The sequence below is a fragment of the Pseudomonas sp. CP-1 genome (genome assembly GCF_021213715.1).
Taxonomy (GTDB): domain Bacteria; phylum Pseudomonadota; class Gammaproteobacteria; order Pseudomonadales; family Pseudomonadaceae; genus Pseudomonas; species Pseudomonas aeruginosa.
Genome location: NZ_JAJQKY010000001.1, coordinates 425807 through 447617 on the forward strand (window position 1 = coordinate 425807; position 21811 = coordinate 447617).

Annotated in this window: 23 protein-coding genes; 18 read left to right on the plus strand and 5 right to left on the minus strand. The window is 64.6% G+C overall.

Features of this window, described 5'->3' with window-relative positions:
* Nucleotides 1–21: 21 nt before the first annotated feature.
* From LT948_RS02065 to LT948_RS02085, 5 genes are all read right to left on the minus strand, one after another.
* Nucleotides 22–723 (minus strand): ABC transporter ATP-binding protein, encoded by a 702-nt coding sequence (locus tag LT948_RS02065; protein ID WP_003086389.1) that lies wholly within the window; start codon nt 721–723, stop codon nt 22–24.
* A 2-nt stretch (nt 724–725) separates the two neighbouring features.
* Nucleotides 726–1493 (minus strand): high-affinity branched-chain amino acid ABC transporter ATP-binding protein LivG, encoded by a 768-nt coding sequence (livG, locus tag LT948_RS02070; RefSeq protein WP_003082125.1) that lies wholly within the window; start codon nt 1491–1493, stop codon nt 726–728.
* Entirely contained in the window at nt 1490–2743 is a 1254-nt protein-coding gene (locus tag LT948_RS02075; protein WP_003082131.1) for a high-affinity branched-chain amino acid ABC transporter permease LivM, read from the minus strand. The genes livG and LT948_RS02075 overlap by 4 nt, the downstream gene beginning before the upstream one ends.
* Nucleotides 2740–3663: a high-affinity branched-chain amino acid ABC transporter permease LivH gene (gene livH, locus LT948_RS02080; protein ID WP_003086391.1), complete on the minus strand. Its 924-nt coding sequence runs from the start codon at nt 3661–3663 to the stop codon at nt 2740–2742. The genes LT948_RS02075 and livH overlap by 4 nt, the downstream gene beginning before the upstream one ends.
* A 260-nt stretch (nt 3664–3923) precedes the next feature.
* Nucleotides 3924–5045, minus strand: coding sequence for a branched-chain amino acid ABC transporter substrate-binding protein (locus tag LT948_RS02085; RefSeq protein ID WP_003086396.1), 1122 nt, complete (start codon nt 5043–5045; stop codon nt 3924–3926).
* A 298-nt stretch (nt 5046–5343) separates the two neighbouring features.
* On the opposite strand from LT948_RS02085, the gene LT948_RS02090 reads away from it, so the two are divergent.
* The 18 genes from LT948_RS02090 (at nt 5344) to LT948_RS02175 (ending at nt 21802) form a co-directional block, all read left to right on the plus strand.
* Entirely contained in the window at nt 5344–5661 is a 318-nt protein-coding gene (locus LT948_RS02090; RefSeq protein ID WP_003086400.1) for a DUF2288 domain-containing protein, read from the plus strand.
* A gap of 66 nt (nt 5662–5727) precedes the next feature.
* Nucleotides 5728–6090 (plus strand): DUF5064 family protein, encoded by a 363-nt coding sequence (locus tag LT948_RS02095; protein ID WP_003111391.1) that lies wholly within the window; start codon nt 5728–5730, stop codon nt 6088–6090.
* A 252-nt stretch (nt 6091–6342) separates the two neighbouring features.
* Nucleotides 6343–6750, plus strand: coding sequence for a flagellar basal body rod protein FlgB (gene flgB, locus LT948_RS02100; RefSeq protein WP_003082144.1), 408 nt, complete (start codon nt 6343–6345; stop codon nt 6748–6750).
* Nucleotides 6751–6755: 5 nt separating this feature from the next.
* The gene (gene flgC, locus LT948_RS02105; RefSeq protein ID WP_003082150.1) at nt 6756–7196 is read left to right on the plus strand and encodes a flagellar basal body rod protein FlgC; all 441 of its coding nucleotides are present in this window, start codon (nt 6756–6758) and stop codon (nt 7194–7196) included.
* A 12-nt stretch (nt 7197–7208) separates the two neighbouring features.
* Nucleotides 7209–7922, plus strand: a complete 714-nt coding sequence (gene flgD, locus LT948_RS02110) for a flagellar hook assembly protein FlgD (protein ID WP_003082153.1) — start codon at nt 7209–7211, stop codon at nt 7920–7922.
* Nucleotides 7923–7949: 27 nt separating this feature from the next.
* Entirely contained in the window at nt 7950–9338 is a 1389-nt protein-coding gene (gene flgE / locus LT948_RS02115) for a flagellar hook protein FlgE (protein ID WP_003086405.1), read from the plus strand.
* A gap of 217 nt (nt 9339–9555) precedes the next feature.
* Entirely contained in the window at nt 9556–10305 is a 750-nt protein-coding gene (gene flgF, locus LT948_RS02120; RefSeq protein ID WP_003082159.1) for a flagellar basal-body rod protein FlgF, read from the plus strand.
* A 46-nt stretch (nt 10306–10351) separates the two neighbouring features.
* Nucleotides 10352–11137 carry a flagellar basal-body rod protein FlgG gene (flgG, locus tag LT948_RS02125; RefSeq protein WP_003082164.1) on the plus strand — a complete coding sequence of 262 codons (786 nt, stop codon included), beginning with the start codon at nt 10352–10354 and terminating at the stop codon, nt 11135–11137.
* Nucleotides 11138–11182: 45 nt separating this feature from the next.
* Entirely contained in the window at nt 11183–11878 is a 696-nt protein-coding gene (flgH, locus tag LT948_RS02130; RefSeq protein ID WP_003082166.1) for a flagellar basal body L-ring protein FlgH, read from the plus strand.
* Between the two features lie 11 nt (nt 11879–11889).
* Entirely contained in the window at nt 11890–12999 is a 1110-nt protein-coding gene (locus LT948_RS02135) for a flagellar basal body P-ring protein FlgI (RefSeq protein ID WP_003082169.1), read from the plus strand.
* A 10-nt stretch (nt 13000–13009) separates the two neighbouring features.
* On the plus strand, nt 13010–14212 hold the full coding sequence (gene flgJ / locus LT948_RS02140) for a flagellar assembly peptidoglycan hydrolase FlgJ (RefSeq protein ID WP_003116316.1): 1203 nt from the start codon (nt 13010–13012) through the stop codon (nt 14210–14212).
* Between the two features lie 18 nt (nt 14213–14230).
* On the plus strand, nt 14231–16279 hold the full coding sequence (gene flgK, locus LT948_RS02145) for a flagellar hook-associated protein FlgK (RefSeq protein WP_016851894.1): 2049 nt from the start codon (nt 14231–14233) through the stop codon (nt 16277–16279).
* Nucleotides 16280–16317: 38 nt separating this feature from the next.
* Nucleotides 16318–17619, plus strand: a complete 1302-nt coding sequence (gene flgL, locus LT948_RS02150; protein WP_003086414.1) for a flagellar hook-associated protein FlgL — start codon at nt 16318–16320, stop codon at nt 17617–17619.
* Between the two features lie 288 nt (nt 17620–17907).
* Nucleotides 17908–19044: a DegT/DnrJ/EryC1/StrS family aminotransferase gene (locus LT948_RS02155; protein WP_003086416.1), complete on the plus strand. Its 1137-nt coding sequence runs from the start codon at nt 17908–17910 to the stop codon at nt 19042–19044.
* Nucleotides 19045–19098: 54 nt separating this feature from the next.
* Complete coding sequence (locus tag LT948_RS02160; protein WP_003086419.1) at nt 19099–19323, plus strand: acyl carrier protein; 225 nt, start codon at nt 19099–19101, stop codon at nt 19321–19323.
* Between the two features lie 2 nt (nt 19324–19325).
* Nucleotides 19326–20366 carry a ketoacyl-ACP synthase III gene (locus LT948_RS02165; protein ID WP_003086420.1) on the plus strand — a complete coding sequence of 347 codons (1041 nt, stop codon included), beginning with the start codon at nt 19326–19328 and terminating at the stop codon, nt 20364–20366.
* A gap of 25 nt (nt 20367–20391) precedes the next feature.
* Nucleotides 20392–21159, plus strand: coding sequence for an SDR family NAD(P)-dependent oxidoreductase (locus tag LT948_RS02170; RefSeq protein WP_003086422.1), 768 nt, complete (start codon nt 20392–20394; stop codon nt 21157–21159).
* Between the two features lie 10 nt (nt 21160–21169).
* Nucleotides 21170–21802 carry an acetyltransferase gene (locus LT948_RS02175; RefSeq protein WP_003086423.1) on the plus strand — a complete coding sequence of 211 codons (633 nt, stop codon included), beginning with the start codon at nt 21170–21172 and terminating at the stop codon, nt 21800–21802.
* Nucleotides 21803–21811: the final 9 nt, after the last annotated feature.

Genomic DNA, 21811 nt, shown 5'->3' on the forward strand with positions numbered 1-21811 from the left:
AAGTCTCCGGCGGGACGGTGCTCAGCCGCCGAGGTAGGCGTCGCGCACCTTCGGGTTGGTCAGCAGGGCGGCGCCGGTGTCGTGCATGACGATCCGGCCGTTCTCCAGCACGTAGGCGCGATCGGCGAGCTTCAACGCCTGGTTGGCGTTCTGCTCGACGAGGAACACGGTGACGCCTTCGCGACGCAGCTGCTCGATGATCTCGAAGATCTGCTGGATGATGATCGGCGCCAGGCCGAGCGAAGGTTCGTCCAGCAGCAACAGCTTTGGCTTGCTCATCAGCGCGCGGCCGATGGCGAGCATCTGCTGTTCGCCGCCGGACATGGTCCCGGCGCGCTGTTCGTAGCGTTCCTTCAGGCGCGGGAAGAGTTCCAGCACCTTGTCCATCTGCACCTGGTAGTCGTCCTTGTCGGTGAAGAAGCCGCCCATCGCCAGGTTTTCTTCCACCGTCAGGCGGGAGAAGACCCGGCGGCCTTCCGGGACCACCGCGATGCTCTTGCGCATGATGGTGGAGGAGGGCAGGCCGACCAGTTCCTCGCCTTCGTAGCGGATGCTGCCGCTGGCCGCCTGCGGCGAGCCGCAGAGCGTCATCAGCAGGGTCGACTTGCCGGCGCCGTTGGCGCCGATCAGGGTGACGATCTCGCCCTTCTTCACTTCCACGCTGACGTCGTGCAGCGCCTGGATCTTGCCGTAGTAGGTGGAAACCTTGTCGAAACTCAGCATGCTCACGCTTCCCCCAGATAAGCCTTGATCACGTCCGGGTTGTCGCGGATCTGCTCCGGCGTCCCGTCGGCCAGGGGGGCGCCCTGGTTGATCACCACGATATGGTCGGAAATGCTCATCACCAGCTTCATGTCGTGCTCGATCAGCAATACCGTCACGTTGTGCTCGCTGCGCAGCTTGGCGATCAGCGCCTTGAGGTCGTCGGTCTCCTTCGGGTTGAGGCCGGCGGCCGGCTCGTCGAGCATGAGGATCCGCGGGCGGGTCATCATGCAGCGGGCGATCTCCAGGCGTCGCTGCTGGCCGTAGGCGAGGGTGCCGGCGCTGCGGTTGGCGAACTCGGTAAGGTTGACTTCCTCCAGCCAGTGCGCGGCGTACTCCATGGCCTCGCGCTCGCTGCGGCGGAATGCCGGGGTCTTGAACAGGCCGGCGAGGAAGTTGGTGTTGAGGTGGCGGTGCTGGGCGACCAGCAGGTTCTCCACCGCGGTCATTTCCTTGAACAGGCGGACGTTCTGGAAGGTCCGCACCACGCCCTTGCGAGCGATCTTGTGGCCGGGCAGGCCCTGGATCTCCTCGCCGTCGAGGCGGATCAGGCCGCCGGTGGGCTGGTAGAAGCCGGTCAGGCAGTTGAACACGGTGGTCTTGCCGGCGCCGTTCGGGCCGATCATCGAGACCACCTGCTTTTCCTCGACCTTCAGGTTGACGCCGTTGACGGCCAGCAGGCCGCCGAAGCGCATGGTCAGGCCGCTCACTTCGAGAATCGGTCGGCTCATGGCTTCAGCTCCAGGTGCGGGCGTTGCATCGGCAGCAGTCCCTGGGGACGCCAGATCATCATCACGATCATGGTCAGGCCGAAGATCAGCATGCGGTATTCGTTGAACCCGCGCATTTCCTGGAGCAGCACCATCACCACCGCGGCGAGGATCACGCCGAGCTGCGAACCCATGCCGCCGAGCACGACGATCGCAAGGATCATCGCCGACTCGATGAAGGTGAAGGACTCAGGCGTCACCAGGCCCTGGCGGGCGGCGAAGAAGCTGCCGGCGAAACCGGCGAAGCTGGCGCCGATGGTGAAGGCGGAGAGCTTGACGATGGTCGGGTTGAGACCGAGAGCGCGGCAGGCCACTTCGTCCTCGCGCAGCGCTTCCCAGGCGCGACCGATCGGCATGCGCATCAGCCGGTTGATCACGAACAGGGCCAGCAGCACCAGCAGCAGGGCCACCACGTAGAGCAGGATGACCTTGTAGTTGGTGTTGTAGGCGATGCCGAAGAACTCGTGGAAGGTCTGCATGCCTTCCGGCGCGCGGCGTTCGAAGGTCAGGCCGAACAGGGTCGGCTTGGGGATCGAGCCGATGCCGTTGGGGCCGCCGGTGATCTCGGTCATGTTGCGCAGCAGGATGCGGATGATCTCGCCGAAGCCGAGGGTCACGATCGCCAGGTAGTCGCCGCGCAGGCGCAGCACCGGGAAACCGAGGAGGAAACCGAACAGCGCGGCCATCATCCCGGCGATCGGCAGGGCGGTCCAGAAGCCGAACCCGGCGTACTCGGCGAGCAGCGCGTAGGTGTAGGCACCCACCGCGTAGAAGCCGACGTAGCCGAGGTCGAGCAGGCCGGCCAGGCCGACCACGATGTTCAGGCCGATGCCGAGCATCACGTAGATCAGGATCAGGGTGGCGATGTCCACCGCCCCGCGCGAGGCGAAGAACGGCCAGACGAAAGCCACCACGACCAGGGCGAGTACCGCCCAGCGCTGGGTCGACGGCAGGCTGAGGAAGTTCTTCAGGCCGCTGCCGTTGACCTTGTAGCCGACGCCGCGACCCAGCTTGAGCGGGATGCGGTCGCGGAACAGCTGCCAGACGAACATGGCCAGGGCGGCCGCGGCGATGGTCCAGAGGGTCTGCGCATCGGCGCCGAGGACCTCGAGCTTGATGCCGACGGTGCGCAGCTTCAGGCCGAGGATCGGATAGGACACCAGGATCACGAGGAGGGCGCTGAACAGCGCGCGCTTGAGGGACTGGCTCATACTTTTTCCACCTCCGGACGACCGAGGATGCCGGTAGGTCGGAACAGCAGCACCAGGATCAGCAGGCCGAAGGCCACCACGTCCTTGTACTGGTCGCCGAACACGTCGGCGCCGAAGGCTTCGGCGACGCCCAGCAGCAGGCCGCCGAGCATGGCCCCGGGGATGCTGCCGATGCCGCCGAGCACCGCGGCGGTGAACGCCTTGATCCCGGCGAGGAAGCCGATTCCGGGGTTGATCACGCCGTACTGCATGCCCAGCAGCACCGCGGCGACGGCGGCCAGGGCAGCGCCGATGACGAAGGTGAGGGCGATGATGTTGTTGCTGTTGATACCCAGCAGGTTGGTCATCTTCAGGTCCTCGGCGCAGGCGCGGCAGGCGCGGCCCAGGCGGGAGCGGGAGATGAACAGGGTGAGGCCGAACATCACCAGGAAGGTGACGACGAAGATCAGGATCTGCATATAGGAGATCACCACGCCGTTCATGCTGCTTTCGCCGAACACGAAGTTGCCGGGCAGCAGGGTCGGGATGGCCTTTTCCTTGGAGTCCTGCGAGAGCATCACGGCGTTCTGCAGGAAGATCGACATGCCGATCGCGGAGATCAGCGGGATCAGGCGGTTGCCGCCGCGCAACGGGCGGTAGGCGACCCGCTCGATGCTGTAGCCGAAGGCACTGGTGACGATGATGCTGGCGGCGAACGCGGCGAGCATCATCAGCGGAACGCTGTCCAGCCCCATCATCGCCAGCAGGGTGATGGCGATGAAGGCGATGTACGAGCCGATCATGTACACCTCGCCGTGGGCGAAGTTGATCATGCCGATGATGCCGTAGACCATGGTGTAGCCGATCGCGATCAGCGCATAGGTGCTGCCGACGGTCAGGCCGTTAACCAATTGTTGTAGGTAATGATAAATCTCGGGCATGGGACTCTCTCGCTAAACGCCCGCCGTTGTACGGCAGGTAGACGTTCGGCTCGCGGGTGTGGGGCCGGAACGCTGCTGAGACCCGTCACGATCCGGCGCGCGGCGGGCCGGCGGGAGGCAGGGGAAAGCCGCGCTTCCGTCCACCAGGAGTGAACGCTGCCGGTCTTCGCCTGCCCTTGCCGGGCCGCCGCTCGCGGAATCATGCGGGTACTAAAACAAAGCCCACGGTGGGTGACGTGGGCTCCGTACTGCAACGATGCTTACTTGACCTCGGTCCGGGTGGCGTCCTTGTGCCACTCGTAGACGGTGAAGTCGAAGTTCTTCAGGTCGCCCTTCTCGTCGAACCCGAGGTTCCCGGTGGGAGTCTCGAAGGTGTTGGCGCGCAGGGCCGCGGCGACCTTCTCCGGATCGGCCTCGCCGGCTTTCTCGATGCCCTTGGCGATCACGGTGACCGCGGAGTAGGCGGGCAGGACGAAGATGCCACTCGGATCCTGGTTCTTCGCCTTGAAGGCGTCGATCAGGGCCTTGTTCTTCGGATCCTGTTCGAAAGCGCGCGGTAGGGTCGCCAGCATGCCTTCCGAGGCGTCGCCGGCGATCGCGGTGATTTCGCTGTTGCCGACCCCTTCCGGGCCCATGAAGCGCGCGTCCAGCCCGGCCTGCTTGGCCTGGCGCAGCAGCAGGCCCATTTCCGGGTGGTAGCCGCCGAAGTAGACGAACTGCACGCCGGCTTTCTTCAGCTTGCTGATCAGCGCGTTGAAGTCCTTGTCGCCGGCGTTCAGGCCTTCGAAGACGGCAACCTTGATGCCGGCGTCTTCCACGGTCTTCTTCACCTCGGTGGCGATGCCTTCGCCGTACTGCTGCTTGTCGTGCAGTACTGCGATGGTCTTGTCCTTGTAGCGTTCGGCGATGAACTTGCCGGCCACCGGGCCCTGCATGTTGTCCAGGCCGATGGTGCGGAAGATCAGCTTGTAGCCGCGCGAGGTGATTTCCGGGGCGGTGGCCGACGGGGTGATCATCAGCACGCCTTCGTCTTCGTAGATGTCGGTGGCGGGTTGGGTGGAGCTGGAGCAGACATGGCCGACCACGAACTTGACGCCGTCGTTGACCACCTTGTTGGCGACCGCCACGGCCTGCTTGGGATCGCAGGCGTCGTCGTAGATCACGCCTTCGAGTTGCGCGCCGTTCACGCCGCCTGCCTTGTTGATCTGTTCGATTGCCATCAGCGCACCGGCGCGCTGCATGTCGCCGTACTGGGCTACCGGACCGGTGACCGGGCCAGCCAGGGCGATCTTGATGGTGTCGGCGGCCATGGAGTAGCTGGCGAACCCGGCAATGGCCATCGCGGCGAACAGGCGGGATAGACGCTGAGTACCCTTCTTCATAGTGCTCCACTCTTCTTGTGTGTTGTCATTGTTGTAGTCTCGCGGCCGCGGGGGCCGGAGGAGACCGGGTGATCGTCATGGACGGACCCCGGGAACTGTACCGGTACAGTGTAGAGCGGCGCTTCGTCGCTTGAAAAGCACGGCACGGCGAGCTCCCGTGAGTCGTGTCGCCTGGTTGACATAAACGTATAGAAAAACGGCGCGGACCTGCCTCACCTCCCTGGGCCCGGTTTCCCTTCGGCTGTCGTGGGCTACCGGCGGGCGTTATCATGGCGCCCATGCAATCCAGGTAGATCCCATGACAGAACAAACTAGCACCCTCTATGCCAAGCTGCTCGGCGAGACCGCGGTCATTTCCTGGGCCGAGCTGCAACCGTTCTTCGCCCGTGGCGCCTTGCTCCAGGTCGATGCCGCGCTGGACCTGGTGGAAGTCGCTGAGGCCCTGGCCGGGGACGACCGCGAGAAGGTCGCCGCCTGGCTTTCCGGCGGCGGCCTGAGCAAGGTCGGGGAGGACGCGGCCAAGGACTTCCTCGAACGCGACCCGACCCTCTGGGCGGTGGTGGTGGCGCCCTGGGTGGTCATTCAGGAACGCGCGGAAAAAGCGACGTTGCACTGATCCAGGGCGGTTTTCTTTCGCTCGACCCTGGCTAGACTGATTCCGATTCCCACCAGGAGATTCGTCATGTTCGAACCAGGCCACCTCCATCTGGTCAGCCTGCCCGGCCTCGACCAGCAGGACATCAACATCCATATCCGCTACGAGGTGCGGCAGAACGCCGAATCCGGCGCCTATGTGCACTTCGACATGGACGGCGAGATCGATGGCAAGTCGTTCAGCGACTCCTTCGAGCTGCCGCGCGATACCGCCTTCAACTTCGCCAGCGATGCCACGCGGGTCGCCCAGAAGCACGGCCTGCACCCGAAGTTCGGCGCGATCACCCGGGTGCACAAGGAATACGATGCGATGTTCGAGGACATTCGCGCCAAGCTGCATGCCCATCCCGGCGAACCGGTGGATCTCGAGCGGATCATTCGCCACGAGTGAGCCGAGTCCCCAGCGGCCGGAAGCATGGGAAAGGCCCGATATCGACGATATCGGGCCTTTTTTCGTTTGCCGGAGAAGCCGTTCCAGGGGCTTGCCACCCTTGCCGGCAAGCGGAAACGGCTTGCCGCTTGCCGCTTCCGGGTTGTCCTGAAATAAACTCAAGTTATTGAATATAAAGGATTTTAATAATCTGGCACGGGCCTTGCTGAAGTGTTGGCGACGAAAGCCACACCGGCAAACAGGTTCGCAGCCATGAGCATCAGTTTCGACAGAGCACTCGGTATCCACCAGCAGGCCCTCAGCTTCCGCGCCCAGCGCGCCGAAGTGCTGGCCAACAATCTGGCCAACGCCGATACCCCGAACTACAAGGCTCGCGACCTGGACTTCGCCGCGGTTCTCGCCGAGCAGAAGGACAAGGCCGCCAAGGGTACCTTCGCCACCCGCACCACCAACGAGCGGCATATCGCCGCCGAAGGTTTCGGCATGGGCGAGGGCAGCCTGCAGTACCGCATCCCGGTCCAGCCGTCGATCGACCAGAACACTGTCGACGCCCAGATCGAGCAGGCCAACTACGCCGAGAACGCCATGCACTTCCAGGCGTCCTTCACCTTCCTCAACAGCAAATTCAAAGGGCTGGTCAGCGCCCTGCGTGGAGAGTAACCGCCATGTCCCTCGCCAGTGTCTTCAACATTGCCGGTAGCGGCATGAGCGCCCAGAGCACCCGCCTGAACACCGTGGCCAGCAACATCGCCAACGCCGAGACGGTTTCCTCCAGCGTCGACAAGACCTACCGCGCCCGCCATCCGGTGTTCTCCACCATGTTCCAGCAGGCCCAGGGCGACAGCGGCTCGCTGTTCGCCGACCAGGACAGCTCCGGCGCCGGCGTGCAGGTGCTGGGCATCGTCGAGGACCAGAGTTCGCTGATGCCGCGCTACGAGCCGAACCATCCGGCCGCGGATGCCAACGGCTACGTGTATTACCCCAATGTGAACGTGGTCGAGGAAATGGCCGACATGATTTCCGCCAGCCGTGCCTTCCAGACCAACGCGGAAATGATGAATACCGCCAAACAGATGATGCAGAAGGTCCTGACCCTGGGTCAGTGAGCGGAGTAGAGCATGAGCATCGATAACGTCAGCGGCACCAGCAGCAACACCGGCAACGTCAACGGCAGCAAGCGCGCCGCCGGCAGCGGCGCCACCGAGACCGGGCAGAGCGTCAAGGGCAGCAGCAACCTGGGCAAGGACGAATTCCTCAAGCTGCTGGTGGCCCAGTTGAAGAACCAGGACCCGATGTCGCCGCAGCAGAACGGCGAGTTCATCGCCCAACTGGCCCAGTTCAGCACCGTGGAAGGCGTGCAGTCGCTGAACAAGAGCATGGAAAGCATTCTCTCCAACTACCAGTCGTCGCAGGCCCTGCAAGCCTCGTCGCTGGTGGGGCGGAAGGTCATCGTGGCGACCGACAAGTCGGTGGTGGACACCAAGGACACCTTCAAGGCTTCCCTCAACCTGCCGGTCTCCAGCAGCAACGTATGGGTCAACGTCTACGACGACAAGGGCACCGTGGTCAATCGCATCAACCTCGGCCAGCAGGCTGCCGGCAGCGTCAGCTTCATGTGGGACGGCAAGGACAGCAGCGGCAACATCATGCCGCCGGGCACCTATAAGTTCGAGGCGCAGACCTCGATCGACGGCAAGACCTACGGGCTCCAGACCTACCTGCCGGCCAACGTCGACAGCGTCACCCTGGGGCAGAACGGCGGCGAGCTGATGCTCAACCTCGCAGGCCTGGGCAGCATCGCGCTGTCCAAAGTACAGATCATCGGCCAGTAAGCCGGCGTTTCCGGCAAGGAGCTATCCATGAGTTTCAACATCGGCCTGAGCGGCATCCAGGCGGCCTCCAGCGGCCTGAACGTCACCGGCAACAACATCGCCAACGCCGGCACCGTAGGCTTCAAGCAATCCCGCGCGGAGTTCGCCGACGTCTACGCCGCCTCGGTGCTGGGTTCGGGCAGCAACCCGCAGGGCAGCGGCGTGCTGCTCTCGGACGTCTCGCAGATGTTCAAGCAGGGCAACATCGACTCGACCAACAGCGTGCTGGACCTGGCCATCAACGGCAACGGCTTCTTCGTCACCAGCAACAACGGGGCGATCAGCTACACCCGCGCCGGCTACTTCAATACCGACAAGCAGGATTTCATCGTCGACAACAACGGCTACCGCCTGCAGGGCTATGCCGTCGGGCCGAACGGCCAGTTGCAGAACGGCGTGGTCACCGACCTCAAGGTCGAGCGCGCCAATCAGGCGCCGCAGGCCACCTCGAGCATCCAGCAGTCGTACAACCTCAACTCGACGCTGAAGCCGCCGACCGTGACGCCGTTCGATCCGTCCGACGCCGCTACCTACAACTCGTCCTCTTCGCTGGGCATCTATGACAGCCAGGGCAACTCCCACACCATGAGCCAGTTCTTCATCAAGAACGAGCCGGACCCGAATGCGACCCCGCCGATTCCGGAGAACAGCTGGACCATGAAAGTGCTGATCGACGGGGTCAATCCGCTCGACCCGTCGAACAAGACGCCGATGAGCTTCAACGTCACCTTCGACGCCAGCGGCCAGATGACCTCGGTACGGGCTCCGGACGGCAGCACCAGCGGGCCGGGCTTCAGCATCGACGCGACCACCAACGTGATCCAGTTCAGCCCGGCCACCGGCAATCCGCCGACTCCCGGCACCGGCTGGATTCCGGCGGCCTCGGACGGCAAGACCCCGCCGACCTACGCCTGGAACGGCGCGACCGGCGCCGCCAGCGGCATCTCCTTCGACATGCGCAAGACCACCCAGTACTCCACCGCGTTCGCCCAGAGCAACCCGATCCAGGACGGCTACACCACCGGTCAGCTGGCAGGCCTGGAAATCGACGACACCGGGGTGATCTTCGCCCGCTACACCAACGGCCAGTCCAAGGTGCAGGGCCAGGTGGTGCTGGCCAACTTCGCCAACATCCAGGGCCTGACGCCGATCGGCAAGACCTCCTGGGTGCAGTCCGCGGAGTCCGGCGAGCCGGCGGTCGGCGCGCCGCGCTCGGGCACCCTGGGGGCGTTGCAATCCGGCGCGCTGGAAGCGTCCAACGTGGACATCTCCAACGAACTGGTGAACCTCATCGTCCACCAGCGCAACTACCAGGCCAATGCCAAGACCATCCAGACCGAGGATGCGGTGACCCAGACCATCATCAACCTGCGCTGATGACGGCGTGCCGGTGCCGTCCGGGCACCGGCAAGGCCCTTGCCGCCAGCGGCAACCCCTGGCCAGGGGTTGCCCCCGAAGCCTCCGAAAGGAGGCTTTCTGTTTTATAAAATCCTTTTAAATCAATGTATTAATTGTTTTTTCGAATTCTGGCACGGCGCTTGCTGGATAACCTGCAAGAAAGCCCGGCGGATTGTGCCGGTGCCTGGAGGATTCGATGGACAAGATGCTGTACGTCTCCATGAGCGGGGCCAGCCAGAACACCCTGGCGATGCGTGCTCATGCCAACAACCTGGCGAACATCTCGACCAGCGGCTTTCGTCGCGACTTCGAGCAGGCGCGTTCGATGCAGGTGTTCGGCGACAGCTTCCCGGCGCGGGTATTCGCCATGAGCGAGCGGCCCGGTACCGATTTCAGCCATGGCAGCCTCCAGGAAACCGGCAACGAGCTGGACATCGCCATCGACGGCGACGGCTTCGTCGCGGTCCAGGCGCCGGATGGCAGCGAGGCCTACGTGCGTACCGCCGGCATGCACATCGACGCCCTCGGCATGCTGCGCACCGGCGACGGTTTGCCGGTGCTCGGCAACGGCGGACCGATCGCCGTGCCGCCGGAGGAAAAGGTGGAGATCGGCCAGGACGGCACCATCAGCATCCGCGCCCTTGGCGAGAACCCCAACGTGGTCGCCGTGGTGGACCGGATCAAGCTGGTCAACCCGAACCTGAAGCAGATGGAGAAGGGTACCGACGGCCTGCTGCACTACAAGCCGCAGCCGGGCGAGCAGGCGCCGCTGGCCGACGCCAACGTGAAGGTGGTCTCCGGTTTCCTGGAAAGCAGCAACGTGAACGCGGTGGAAGAGATGACCGCGATCCTCTCGCTGTCCCGCCAATTCGAGCTGCACGTGAAGATGATGCGCACCGCCGAGGACGATTCGGCGGCCATGGCGCGGGTTTTGCAAATCAGCTAATCACTTGAGCGTGGTGCCATAAAACCGGCACCCGAGGAGCACGACGATGTTATCGGCACTGTGGGTCAGCAAGACCGGTCTGTCCGCCCAGGACATGAACCTGACCACCATTTCCAACAACCTGGCCAACGTATCCACCACCGGCTTCAAGCGCGACCGCGCGGAGTTCCAGGACCTGCTGTACCAGATCCGGCGCCAGCCGGGCGGCCAGTCGACCCAGGACAGCGAGCTGCCTTCGGGCCTGCAACTGGGTACCGGTGTGCGCGTCGTCGGCACCCAGAAGATCTTCACCCCGGGCAGCCTGCAGACCACCGAGCAGCCGCTGGACATGGCGGTCAACGGGCGCGGCTTCTTCCAGGTCCTGCTGCCGGACGGCACCGTGTCCTACACCCGCGACGGCAGCTTCCACCTGAACTCCGACGGGCAGATCGTCACCTCCAACGGCTTCGCCCTGGAGCCAGCGATCGTGGTGCCCAACGAGACCCAGACCTTCACCGTCGGCCAGGACGGCACCGTCTCGGTGACCACCACCGGCAACGCCCAGCCGCAGGTGATCGGCAACATCCAGACCGCCGACTTCATCAACCCGGCCGGCCTGCAGGCCATCGGCAACAACCTGTTCCTGGAAACCGGCTCCAGCGGCGCGCCGCAGGTCGGCACGCCGGGTCTCAACGGCCTCGGCACGGTTGCCCAGAACACCCTGGAAAACTCCAACGTCAACGTGGTCGAGGAACTGGTGAACATGATCACCACCCAGCGCGCCTACGAGATGAACTCCAAGGTCATCTCCACCGCCGACCAGATGTTGTCCTTCGTCACCCAGAATCTTTGACGGGCCCTGACCGGGCCCTGGCTGTACGCCGCGAGGTAGCTTGATATGAACCGGCTGATGATCGTCTCCCTGCTTGGCATCGCCACCGCCCTGGGCGGTTGCGTCAATCCACCGCCGAAGCCGAACGATCCGTACTACGCGCCGGTGCTGCCGCGCACCCCGCTGCCCGCCGCGCAGAACAACGGCGCGATCTACCAGGCCGGTTTCGAGCAGAACCTCTACGACGACCGCAAGGCCTTCCGCGTGGGCGACATCATTACCATCACCCTCAACGAGAAGACCCAGGCGAGCAAGAAAGCCAACTCCGATATCCAGAAGGACAGCAAGACCAAGATGGGGCTGACCTCGCTGTTCGGCAGCGGCATGACCACCAACAACCCGATCGGCGGCGGCGACCTCAGCCTCAGCGCCGAATACGGCGGCTCGCGCGACGCCAAGGGCGACAGCCAGGCGGGGCAGAGCAACAGCCTGACCGGCTCGATCACCGTGACCGTGGCCGAGGTGCTGCCCAACGGCATCCTCTCCGTGCGCGGCGAGAAGTGGATGACCCTGAACACCGGCAACGAGCTGGTGCGCATCGCCGGCCTGGTCCGTGCCGACGATATCGCCACCGACAACACCGTGTCCTCGACCCGCGTGGCCGACGCCCGGATCACCTATTCCGGCACCGGCGCCTTCGCCGATGCCAGTCAGCCGGGCTGGCTGGACCGCTTCTTCCTCAGCCCGCTGTGGCCGTTCTGAGGACGCTCGCGATGACCAAGTTCAAGCACCTGCTGGCCCTCGCCGCGCTGCTCCTGGCCGCCGGCGCGGCCCAGGCCGAGCGGTTGAAGGATATCGCCAGCATCCAGGGCGTGCGGACCAACCAGTTGATCGGCTATGGCCTGGTGGTCGGCCTGAGCGGCAGTGGCGACCAGACCACGCAGACGCCGTTCACCCTGCAGACCTTCAACAACATGCTGGCGCAGTTCGGCATCAAGGTGCCGGCCAACGTCGGCAACGTGCAGTTGAAGAACGTCGCCGCGGTATCGGTGCATGCCGACCTGCCGCCGTTCGCCAAGCCGGGCCAGCCGATCGACGTCACCGTGTCGTCCATCGGCAACGCCAAGAGCCTGCGCGGCGGCAGCCTGCTGATGACTCCGCTGAAAGGTATCGACGGCCAGGTCTACGCGGTCGCCCAGGGCAACCTGGTGGTCGGCGGCTTCGACGCCGAAGGCCGCGACGGCTCGAAGATCACCGTCAACGTACCGTCCGCCGGACGTATCCCGGCCGGCGCCACCGTCGAACGCGCGGTGCCGAGCGGCTTCGACCAGGGCAACAGCCTGACGCTGAACCTCAACCGCCCGGACTTCACCACTGCCAAGCGCATCGTCGACCGCATCAACGAACTGCTCGGTCCGGGCGTCGCCCATGCGGTGGACGGCGGCTCGGTGCGGGTCAGCGCGCCGCTCGACCCGAACCAGCGGGTCGACTACCTGTCGATCCTGGAGAACCTCGACGTGCAGCCGGGCGAGGCGGTGGCCAAGGTCATCATCAATTCGCGCACCGGCACCATCGTCATCGGCCAGAACGTCAAGGTATCGCCGGCCGCCGTCACCCACGGCAGCCTGACCGTGAGCATCACCGAAGACCCGATCGTCAGCCAGCCCGGTGCCTTCTCCAACGGCCAGACCGCGGTGGTGCCACGCTCGCGGGTGAACGCCGAGGAGGAGACCAAGCCGATGTTCAAGTTCGGTCCCGGCACCACCCTGGACGACATCGTTCGCGCGGTGAACCAGGTCGGCGCCGCGCCGAGCGACCTGATGGCGATCCTCGAAGCCCTGAAGCAGGCCGGCGCGTTGCAGGCCGACCTGATCGTGATCTGAGGACGACGCCATGGATTCCCGTTTGCTCAGCGGTATCGGCGCAGGCCCCGACAGCGGCTCCTATACCGATCTCAACCGCCTCAACCAGCTCAAGGTCGGCAAGGACCGCGACGGCGAAGCGAACATCCGCAAGGTCGCCCAGGAATTCGAATCGCTGTTCCTCAACGAGATGCTCAAGTCCATGCGTTCGGCCAACGAAGCGCTGGGCGACGGCAATTTCATGAACAGCCAGACCACCAAGCAGTACCAGGACATGTACGACCAGCAACTGTCGGTGAGCCTGTCGAAGAATGCCGGCGGCATCGGCCTGGCCGACGTGTTGGTGCGCCAGTTGTCGAAGATGAAGCAAGGCTCCAGGGGCAACGGCGAGAACCCGTTCGCCCGGGTCGCCGAGAACGGCGCCGGTCGCTGGCCGAGCAACCCCAGCGCGCAGGCCGGCAAGGCCCTGCCGATGCCGGAAGCCGGCCGCGACGACTCGAAGCTGCTCAACCAGCGGCGCCTGGCGCTGCCGGGCAAGCTGGCCGAGCGCATGCTTGCCGGCATCGTTCCCTCCGCCTCGCCGGCCGCCAGCCAGATGCAGAGCCTGGGCCAGGACAGCTACCTGCCGGCGCAGAGCTACCCGGCGGCGAGCCGCCGCGGTTTCTCCACCGATGGCGTCGACAGCCAGGGCAGCCGGCGCATCGCCCAGCCGCCGCTGGCCAGGGGCAAGTCGATGTTCGCCTCGGCCGACGAATTCATCGCCACCATGCTGCCGATGGCCCAGAAGGCCGCCGAGCGGATCGGCGTCGATGCCCGCTACCTGGTGGCCCAGGCCGCGCTGGAGACCGGCTGGGGCAAATCGATCATCCGCCAGCAGGATGGCGGCAGCAGCCACAACCTGTTCGGCATCAAGACCGGCAGCCGCTGGGATGGTGCCTCGGCGCGCGCCCTCACCACCGAATACGAAGGCGGCAAGGCGGTCAAGGAGGTCGCGGCGTTCCGCTCCTACTCGTCGTTCGAGCAGAGCTTCCACGACTACGTCAGCTTCCTCCAGGGCAACGACCGCTACCAGAACGCCCTGGACAGCGCCGCCAACCCCGAGCGCTTCATGCAGGAACTGCAGCGCGCCGGCTACGCCACCGATCCGCAGTACGCCCGCAAGGTGGCGCAGATCGCCAGACAGATGCAGACCTACCAGGCCGTCGCCGCCGCCGGCACGCCGCCTCTGGGTTGAGCAAGGAGGAACTGACCCATGTCCGACCTACTCTCGATAGGCCTGTCCGGCCTCGGCACCAGCCAGACCTGGCTGACCATCACCGGGCACAACATCACCAACGTCAAGACGCCGGGCTACAGCCGTCAGGATGCCATCCAGCAGACCCAGGTCCCGCAGTTCAGCGGTGCCGGCTACATGGGCTCGGGCAGCCAGATCGTCGACGTGCGCCGCCTGGCCAGTGACTTCCTCACCGGCCAGTTGCGCAACGCCACCAGCCAGAACAGCGAGTTGAGCGCATTCCGTAGCCAGATCGAGCAGCTCGACGGCCTGTTGTCCAACACCACCACCGGCGTCAGCCCGGCCATGCAGCGCTTCTTCGCCGCACTGCAGGCCGCCGCCAACAATCCCTCCTCGACCGAAGCGCGCGAGGCAGTGCTTGCCCAGGCCGAGGGGCTGGGCAAGACCTTCAATACCCTCTATGACCAGTTGGACAAGCAGAACAGCCTGATCAACCAGCAACTGGGCGCGCTGGCTTCGCAGGTCAACCATCTGTCACAGAGCGTGGCCAGCTACAATGATGCCATCGCCAAGGCCAAGTCGGCGGGCGCGGTGCCCAACGACCTGATGGATGCGCGCGACGAAGCCGTGCGCAAGCTGTCCGAGATGATCGGGGTGACCGCGGTCACCCAGGACGACAACAGCGTCAGCCTGTTCATCGGTAGCGGCCAGCCGCTGGTGGTGGGCAATACCGTGTCGACCCTGAGCGTGGTGCCCGGGCTGGATGACCCGACCCGCTACCAGGTGCAACTGAGCAACGGCAACTCCATACAGAACGTCACCGGCCTGGTGTCCGGCGGCGAGATGGGTGGCTTGCTGGCCTACCGCAACAGCGCCCTGGACAGCAGCTACAACAAGCTCGGGCAGTTGGCGATCACCCTCGCCGATACCATCAACAAGCAGCTGGGGCAGGGCCTCGACCTGGCCGGCAAGGCCGGCGCCAACCTGTTCGGCGACATCAACGATCCGGACATCACCGCGCTGCGGGTCCTGGCGAAGAACGGCAACACCGGCAATGTCCACGCCAACCTGAACATCACCGATACCAGCAAGCTGAATTCCAGCGATTTCCGCCTGGACTTCGACGGCACCAATTTCACCGCGCGGCGCCTGGGCGACGACGCAAGCATGCAGGTCACGGTCAGCGGTACCGGTCCCTACACCCTCTCGTTCAAGGATGCCAACGGCGTCGACCAGGGCTTCAACCTGACCCTCGACCAGCTCCCGGCTGCCGGCGACCGCTTCACCCTGCAGCCGACCCGGCGTGGCGCGGCGGATATCGAGGCGACGCTGAAGAATGCCTCGCAACTGGCGTTCGCCGGTACCGCGCGTACCGAATCGACCACCGAAAACCGCGGCACCGGCAAGATCGGCGCGCCGACCCTCACCAGCGGTCCGTCGCCGGTGGACCCGGCGGTGCTACAGGGCGCGTTCGGGCCCAACGGGATCAGCCTGGGCGCGACGCTCAGCGCCGACGGCAAGACCTATACCCTGTCCTCGCCGTTGCCGGCCGGCTGGAGCTACGTCGACAAGGACGGTAACGCCCTGACCGGCAGCCCGACGCTGACCAGCGGCAATACCAATACCGTGCGCATGGCGTTCACCGACCCGAGCGGGCAGAAATACAGCTACGAATTCGAGCTCAGCGGCGTACCGCAGAACTCCGACAGCTTCAAGCTGGGCTTCAACGACAAGGGCATTTCCGACAACCGCAACGCTCTCAACCTGCTGGCCCTGCAGACCAAGCCGACCGTCGGCGGCACCGACAACACCGGTTCCACCTACAACGAGGCCTATGGTGGCCTGGTCGAGCGGGTCGGCACCCTGACCGCCCAGGTGCGTGCCAGCAGCGAGGCCAGCGCCACGGTGCTGAAGCAGGCCCAGGACAGCCGCGATTCGTTGTCCGGGGTGAGCCTCGACGAAGAGGCGGCCAACCTGATCCAGTTCCAGCAGTACTACGGTGCCTCGGCCCAGGTGATTCAAGTTGCCCGCACTCTGTTCGATACCCTGATTGGAGCGTTCCGTTGAGTTCTCTCGACGGGGCCTAAGCCAGCGAGACCGCCACCATGCGCATTTCCACCATCCAGGCCTTCAACAACTCGGTCAACGGGATTTCCCGCAACTACGCGGACCTGAACCGTACCTTCGAGCAGATCAGCACCGGCAAGCGCATCCTGACCCCGGCGGACGACCCGGTCGGTTCGGTACGCCTGTTGCGCCTGGACCAGGAACAGGGGTTGAACGAGCAGTACAAGACCGGCATGACCGAGGCGAAGAACAGCCTGAGCCAGGAGGAAACCATCCTCCGTTCGGTCGGCAACGTCCTCCAGCGCATCCGCGAGATCGCCGGCCAGGCCGGCGACGGCGCACTGGACTCCAACGACAAGAAGTCGCTGGCCAGCGAGTTGCGCCAGCGCGAGGACGAGTTGCTGAACCTGCTCAACAGCCGCGACGCGAGTGGCAAATACCTGTTTTCCGGGTCCCAGGGCTCGGTGCAGCCGTTCGTGCGCAACGAGGACGGCACCTACAGCTACATGGGCGACGAGAGCCAGCGCGAGGTGCAGATCGCCAGCAGCACGCGGATTCCGGTCAGCGACAGCGGCAAGGTGCTGTTCGAGGACATCGTCAATGCCGCTCGTCTCGATACCAAGGCGGCGGCTGGCAATACCGGCGACGGTCGCATCTCGGTCGGCCTGGTCGAGGACGAGCTGGCCTTCGACAGCCAGTTCCCGGCGAGCAACCCGCCTGCGGCAACCGACGGCTTCAACATCCACTTCGTCAGCGACAAGGAGTATGTGGTCTACGATCCGAAGAGCCTGCCTCCGGGCTATGACTGGACCACCTACGATCCGAATTCGCCGCCGGCCTGGCAATTGTCCAAGGGCGCCATCGACGACGACCCGAAGACCATCGACAAGGTGCTCTACGCCGGTGTCAGCGTGACGATCGACGGCACGCCGAAGGCGGGCGACGAGTTCAACGTCAACTACAAGCCGGGCAGCGAGAAGCGCAGCCTGCTGAACGTGGTGTCGGACCTGCGCAAGGCCCTGGAAAGCTCCACCGACAACCAGGCCGGCAACGACGCCATCCGCGATGCGACGGCGGTGGCCCTGACCAACCTCTCCGCCGTGGCTGCCGCCGTGGATGGCGGCCAGGGCAAGATCGGCGCGCGCCTGAATACCGTGGAAAGCACCGAGACCTTCATCGACGATGTGAAGCTGGTGAATGCGTCGGTGATGTCGCAGATCCAGGACCTGGACTACGCCGAGGCGTTGTCGCGGCTGTCGTTGCAGTCCACCATCATGGATGCCGCGCAGCAGAGCTACGTGAAGATCCAGGGGTTGAGCCTGTTCAACTACCTGAAGTGACAGTCCCTCTGTGGAACAGGGCCCATGACTCCGTCATGGGCCTTTTCGTTCGCAGGGACTGTACCTGTGTCGCTGGAGGGTATGTTCCGCAAGGTCTACGGAAACACGGGAGAATTTGTCAGAAGTTTGACTGCCGATTCGCGCCGCAGCGCCTGTGGAACAGCCAGGGGCCGCGCGACCAGGGGCTTTGACCTGCATCAAGCTCTTTGGGTACGGGCCTTGCATAGAGTGGCGTGCTCGGGTTTTTCGCCCTTTACTCGCCTGAGTATCCATTCATCAGGGCCCTACATGAACAACAAGACGATCCCGGTCACCAGCCCGCTGCTGCCGCCCCTGGAAGAGTTCATCCCCTACTTGGAAAAGATCTGGGAGAGCCGTTTCCTGACCAACGGGGGCGACATGCACCATGCGTTGGAAGAGGCCCTGTGCGAGTACCTGGGGGTGAAGCACATCGTGCTCTTCGCCAACGCCACCCTGGCGCTCATCACCGCGCTGCAGGCATTGCGGGTGACCGGCGAGGTGATCACCACGCCGTACTCCTTCGTCGCCACCAGTCACGCGCTGCTGTGGAACGGGCTCAAGCCGATCTTCGTGGACATCGACCAGGACTCCATGAATCTCGACCCGTCGCGGATCGAGGCGGCGATCACCCCGCAGACCACCGCGATCCTGCCGGTGCATTGCTACGGCAACCCCTGCGATGTCGAGGCTATCCAGCGGATCGCCGATATCCACCACCTGAAGGTCATCTACGATGCCGCGCATGCCTTCGCCGTGCGCGACGCCGGCGGCAGCGTACTGCGCCACGGCGACCTGAGCATCCTCAGCTTCCATGCCACCAAGGTGTTCAACACCTTCGAGGGCGGTGCGATCATCTGCTCGGACGAAAACACCCGGCAACGCCTCAACCACCTTAAGAATTTCGGCTTCGTCGACGAGGTCACGGTGGTCATGCCCGGCATCAACGGCAAGCTCAACGAGGTCGGCGCTGCCTTCGGGCTGCTGCAACTCAAGCACGTCGACCAGGCCCTGGAGCAGCGCAGGGAGATCGCCGAGCGCTATCGGCGCCTGCTGGCCGGCGTCCCTGGCATCCAGTGCCTCCGGCCTGGTACCCAGACCTTCGCCAACAACGCCTATTTCCCGATCCTGGTGGAAGACGATTTTCCGCTTTCGCGCGACGAGCTGTACCAGCGCCTGCGCGACAGGGATGTGCTGGTGCGGCGCTACTTCTACCCACTCATCAGCGACTTCCCCATGTACCATTCGCTGCCCTCGGCGGCGCCCGCCAATCTTCCGGTGGCGCGGTCGATTTCCTCGCGGGTGCTGTGCCTGCCGATCTATCCCGGGCTGGCCGCCGCAGACGTCGAGTTCGTCGCCGGCCTGATCGCTTCCGCCGCCATGCCGCGGCGGCGAGCATCAAGTTGAGCCCGTCGCGACCGATAACAGAATGAACAACCGCCTCACTCAGGTAGACAAGAAATGAGCCAAGCAAAATTCATCGAAGACTTCCTTTCCGCCACCGATTTCCAGAATCCCGTCGAGGTCAGCATGGACACCCAGCTCGAAGACCTGCCGGAATGGGACTCGCTGGCCGCGCTCGGGGTCATCGTCATGTTCGACATGGAATACGGCAAGACCATCACCGGCGAAGACCTGATCAAGGCTCGCACGGTGGGCGACCTCTACCAGATGCTCGGACTCTGACCATGGCCACCTCCACGCTGAAGAACGTCCGTTTCGCCGGGATGGCGACCTGCGTCCCCAAGCGCGTTATCTCCAACCTGACCGACTGCAAGCCGCAGTTGCGCGCCGAGCGCGAACGCCTGGTGCGCAACATCGGCATCGAGACGCGGCGCATGGCGCAGGAGTGGCAGTGCTTCTCCGACCTAGCCTTCGACGCCGCCGAGCGCCTGCTGGAAAGCCTGGAGTGGAAGCGCGAGGAGGTCGATGCGCTGATCGTCGTGACCCAGTCTCCCGACTACCTGGCGCCGGCTACCGCGATCATCCTCCAGGACCGCCTGGGGCTGCCGCATTCCACCGTGGCCTTCGACGTCAACCTGGGTTGCTCGGCCTATCCGTTCGCCCTCAACCTGCTGGGTTCGCTGATTGCCGCCGGCGGGGTGAAGAAGGGCCTTGTGCTGGTCGGCGACCGTGGCGCCAGTGTCAACGATCCGATCTTCTCCGACGCGGGCACCGCGACGGCGCTGGAGTTCTGCGAAGGCGCGCCGCCGATGCATTTCGACCTGAACAGCGACGGCAGCGGCTACAAGGCCATCATCCTGCCGGTAGGCGGCCATCGCGAACCGGTCGGCGTGCAGCACCTGATGCCGTTCCGTGAGGACGAGAACGACCATTGGCACCGTGCCATCGACCTGCAGCTCGACGGCACCGCCGTGCTCAGCTTCTCCACCCAGCGCGTACCGCCGGCGGTGGAAAAGCTGCTCGACTATGCCGGTGCGAGCAAGGACGAAGTGGACTACTTCGTTTTCCACCAGGCCAACCGGATGATCAACGAGACCATCCGCAAGAAGCTCGGCCTGCCGGTAGAGAAGGTGCCTTCGACCCTGCGCGACTTCGGCAACACCAGCGGCGCCTCGCTGCCGGTGACCATGACCGCGCGGATCAACCGGGAGCTCGAGGCCGGCCGCAATCGCGTGTTGCTCTGCGGCTTCGGTATCGGCCTGTCCTGGGGTACCTGCCTGGTGGATATCGAAGGGGCGAAGTTCCCCGATCTGATCGAATCCTGAGTGCCTTGAACGCGGAATCAGCCAAGTGAACGACGAGACTTCCTTCAATCCCTTCAGCCTGTCGGGCAGGCGCATCCTGGTCACCGGCGCCAGCTCCGGCCTGGGCCTGGCCATCGCGCAGAGCTGCGCGCGGATGGGCGCCGAGCTGATCGTTACCGGACGTGACCAGACCCGCCTGGATGGATGCCTGACAACCTTGCAGTCGATCTCGGAGCTGCCGCACCGTGCTGTCCAGGCCGATCTTCGGGTAGCCGAGGAGCGCGCTGCGGTGGTAGCGGCTGTCGACAGCGAAATCCATGGACTGGTGCATAGCGCCGGTATTTCCCGTCTGTGTCCAGTGCGGATGATGACCGAAGCGCACTTGCATGAAGTCCAGTCGATCAATGTCGACTCGCCGATGCTGCTTACCCAGGCGTTGCTCAAGCGCAACCTGGTAGCGCCCGGCGGTTCGATCCTGTTCATCGCTTCCATCGCCGCCCACATCGGGGTTGCCGGAGTGGGGGCATACTCGGGAACCAAGGCCGCTCTGATCGCCATGTCCCGCTGCCTGGCCATGGAAGTGGTGAAGCGCAACATCCGGGTTAACTGCCTGTCTCCATCACTGGTGGAAACACCGCTTCTGGATGCAGCCACCCAGACGGTCGGTTCGATGGACGGTCAACGCAGCAACCACCCGATGGGCTTCGGCAAGCCCGAGGATATCGCCAACGCCGCTATCTTCATGCTTTCCGATGCCAGCCGCTGGGTGACCGGCACGACCCTGGTGATGGACGGCGGCCTGACCATCAGTTGAGGACGATGCAATGAAGAGGATCATCATCCTCGGCGCCGGTGGGTTGGGGCGTCAGGTGCTGGCCCAGCTGCAGGTCGACTACGGTCACGGCATCGACTGGGTGATCGGCGGGTTTCTCGACGAGCGCGGCCCCGACGCGGTCGCGGAGTCGCTCTACTACCCGTGGCTCGGGTATCCGGAGAGCTTCGTCGCGGAGCCTGACCAACTGTTCGTCGCCGCGGTCGGCGATCCGCTCAGTCGCCAGAAGCAGGTCGCATGCCTGCTGGCGAAGGGCGCCGAGTTCGTCGCTATCCGCACCCGCTGCACCCTTGGCGTGCGGACCAGTTACGGCCCGACCTTCTTCGGCTACGACGTGAGCAGCGGCGTGGACTGCCGTATCGGCGCCTACGGTTTCATCGACCAGCAAACCATGCTCGGCCACGACGTGGTCATCGGCGACTATGTACACATCGGCCCGCGCTGCCTGCTGGCCGGCTACGTGAAGGTGGGCGATCGTGCGGTGATCAACTCCGGGGCGATGATCGCCCGCGACGTCAGTATCGGCGAAGACGCCGTGGTGGGCATGGGCGCGGTGGTGTTCAAGGACGTGGCGGCCGGACAGACCGTGGTCGGCAATCCGGCCCGGGTTATTTTCAGCAAGTGAAGGTTGTGG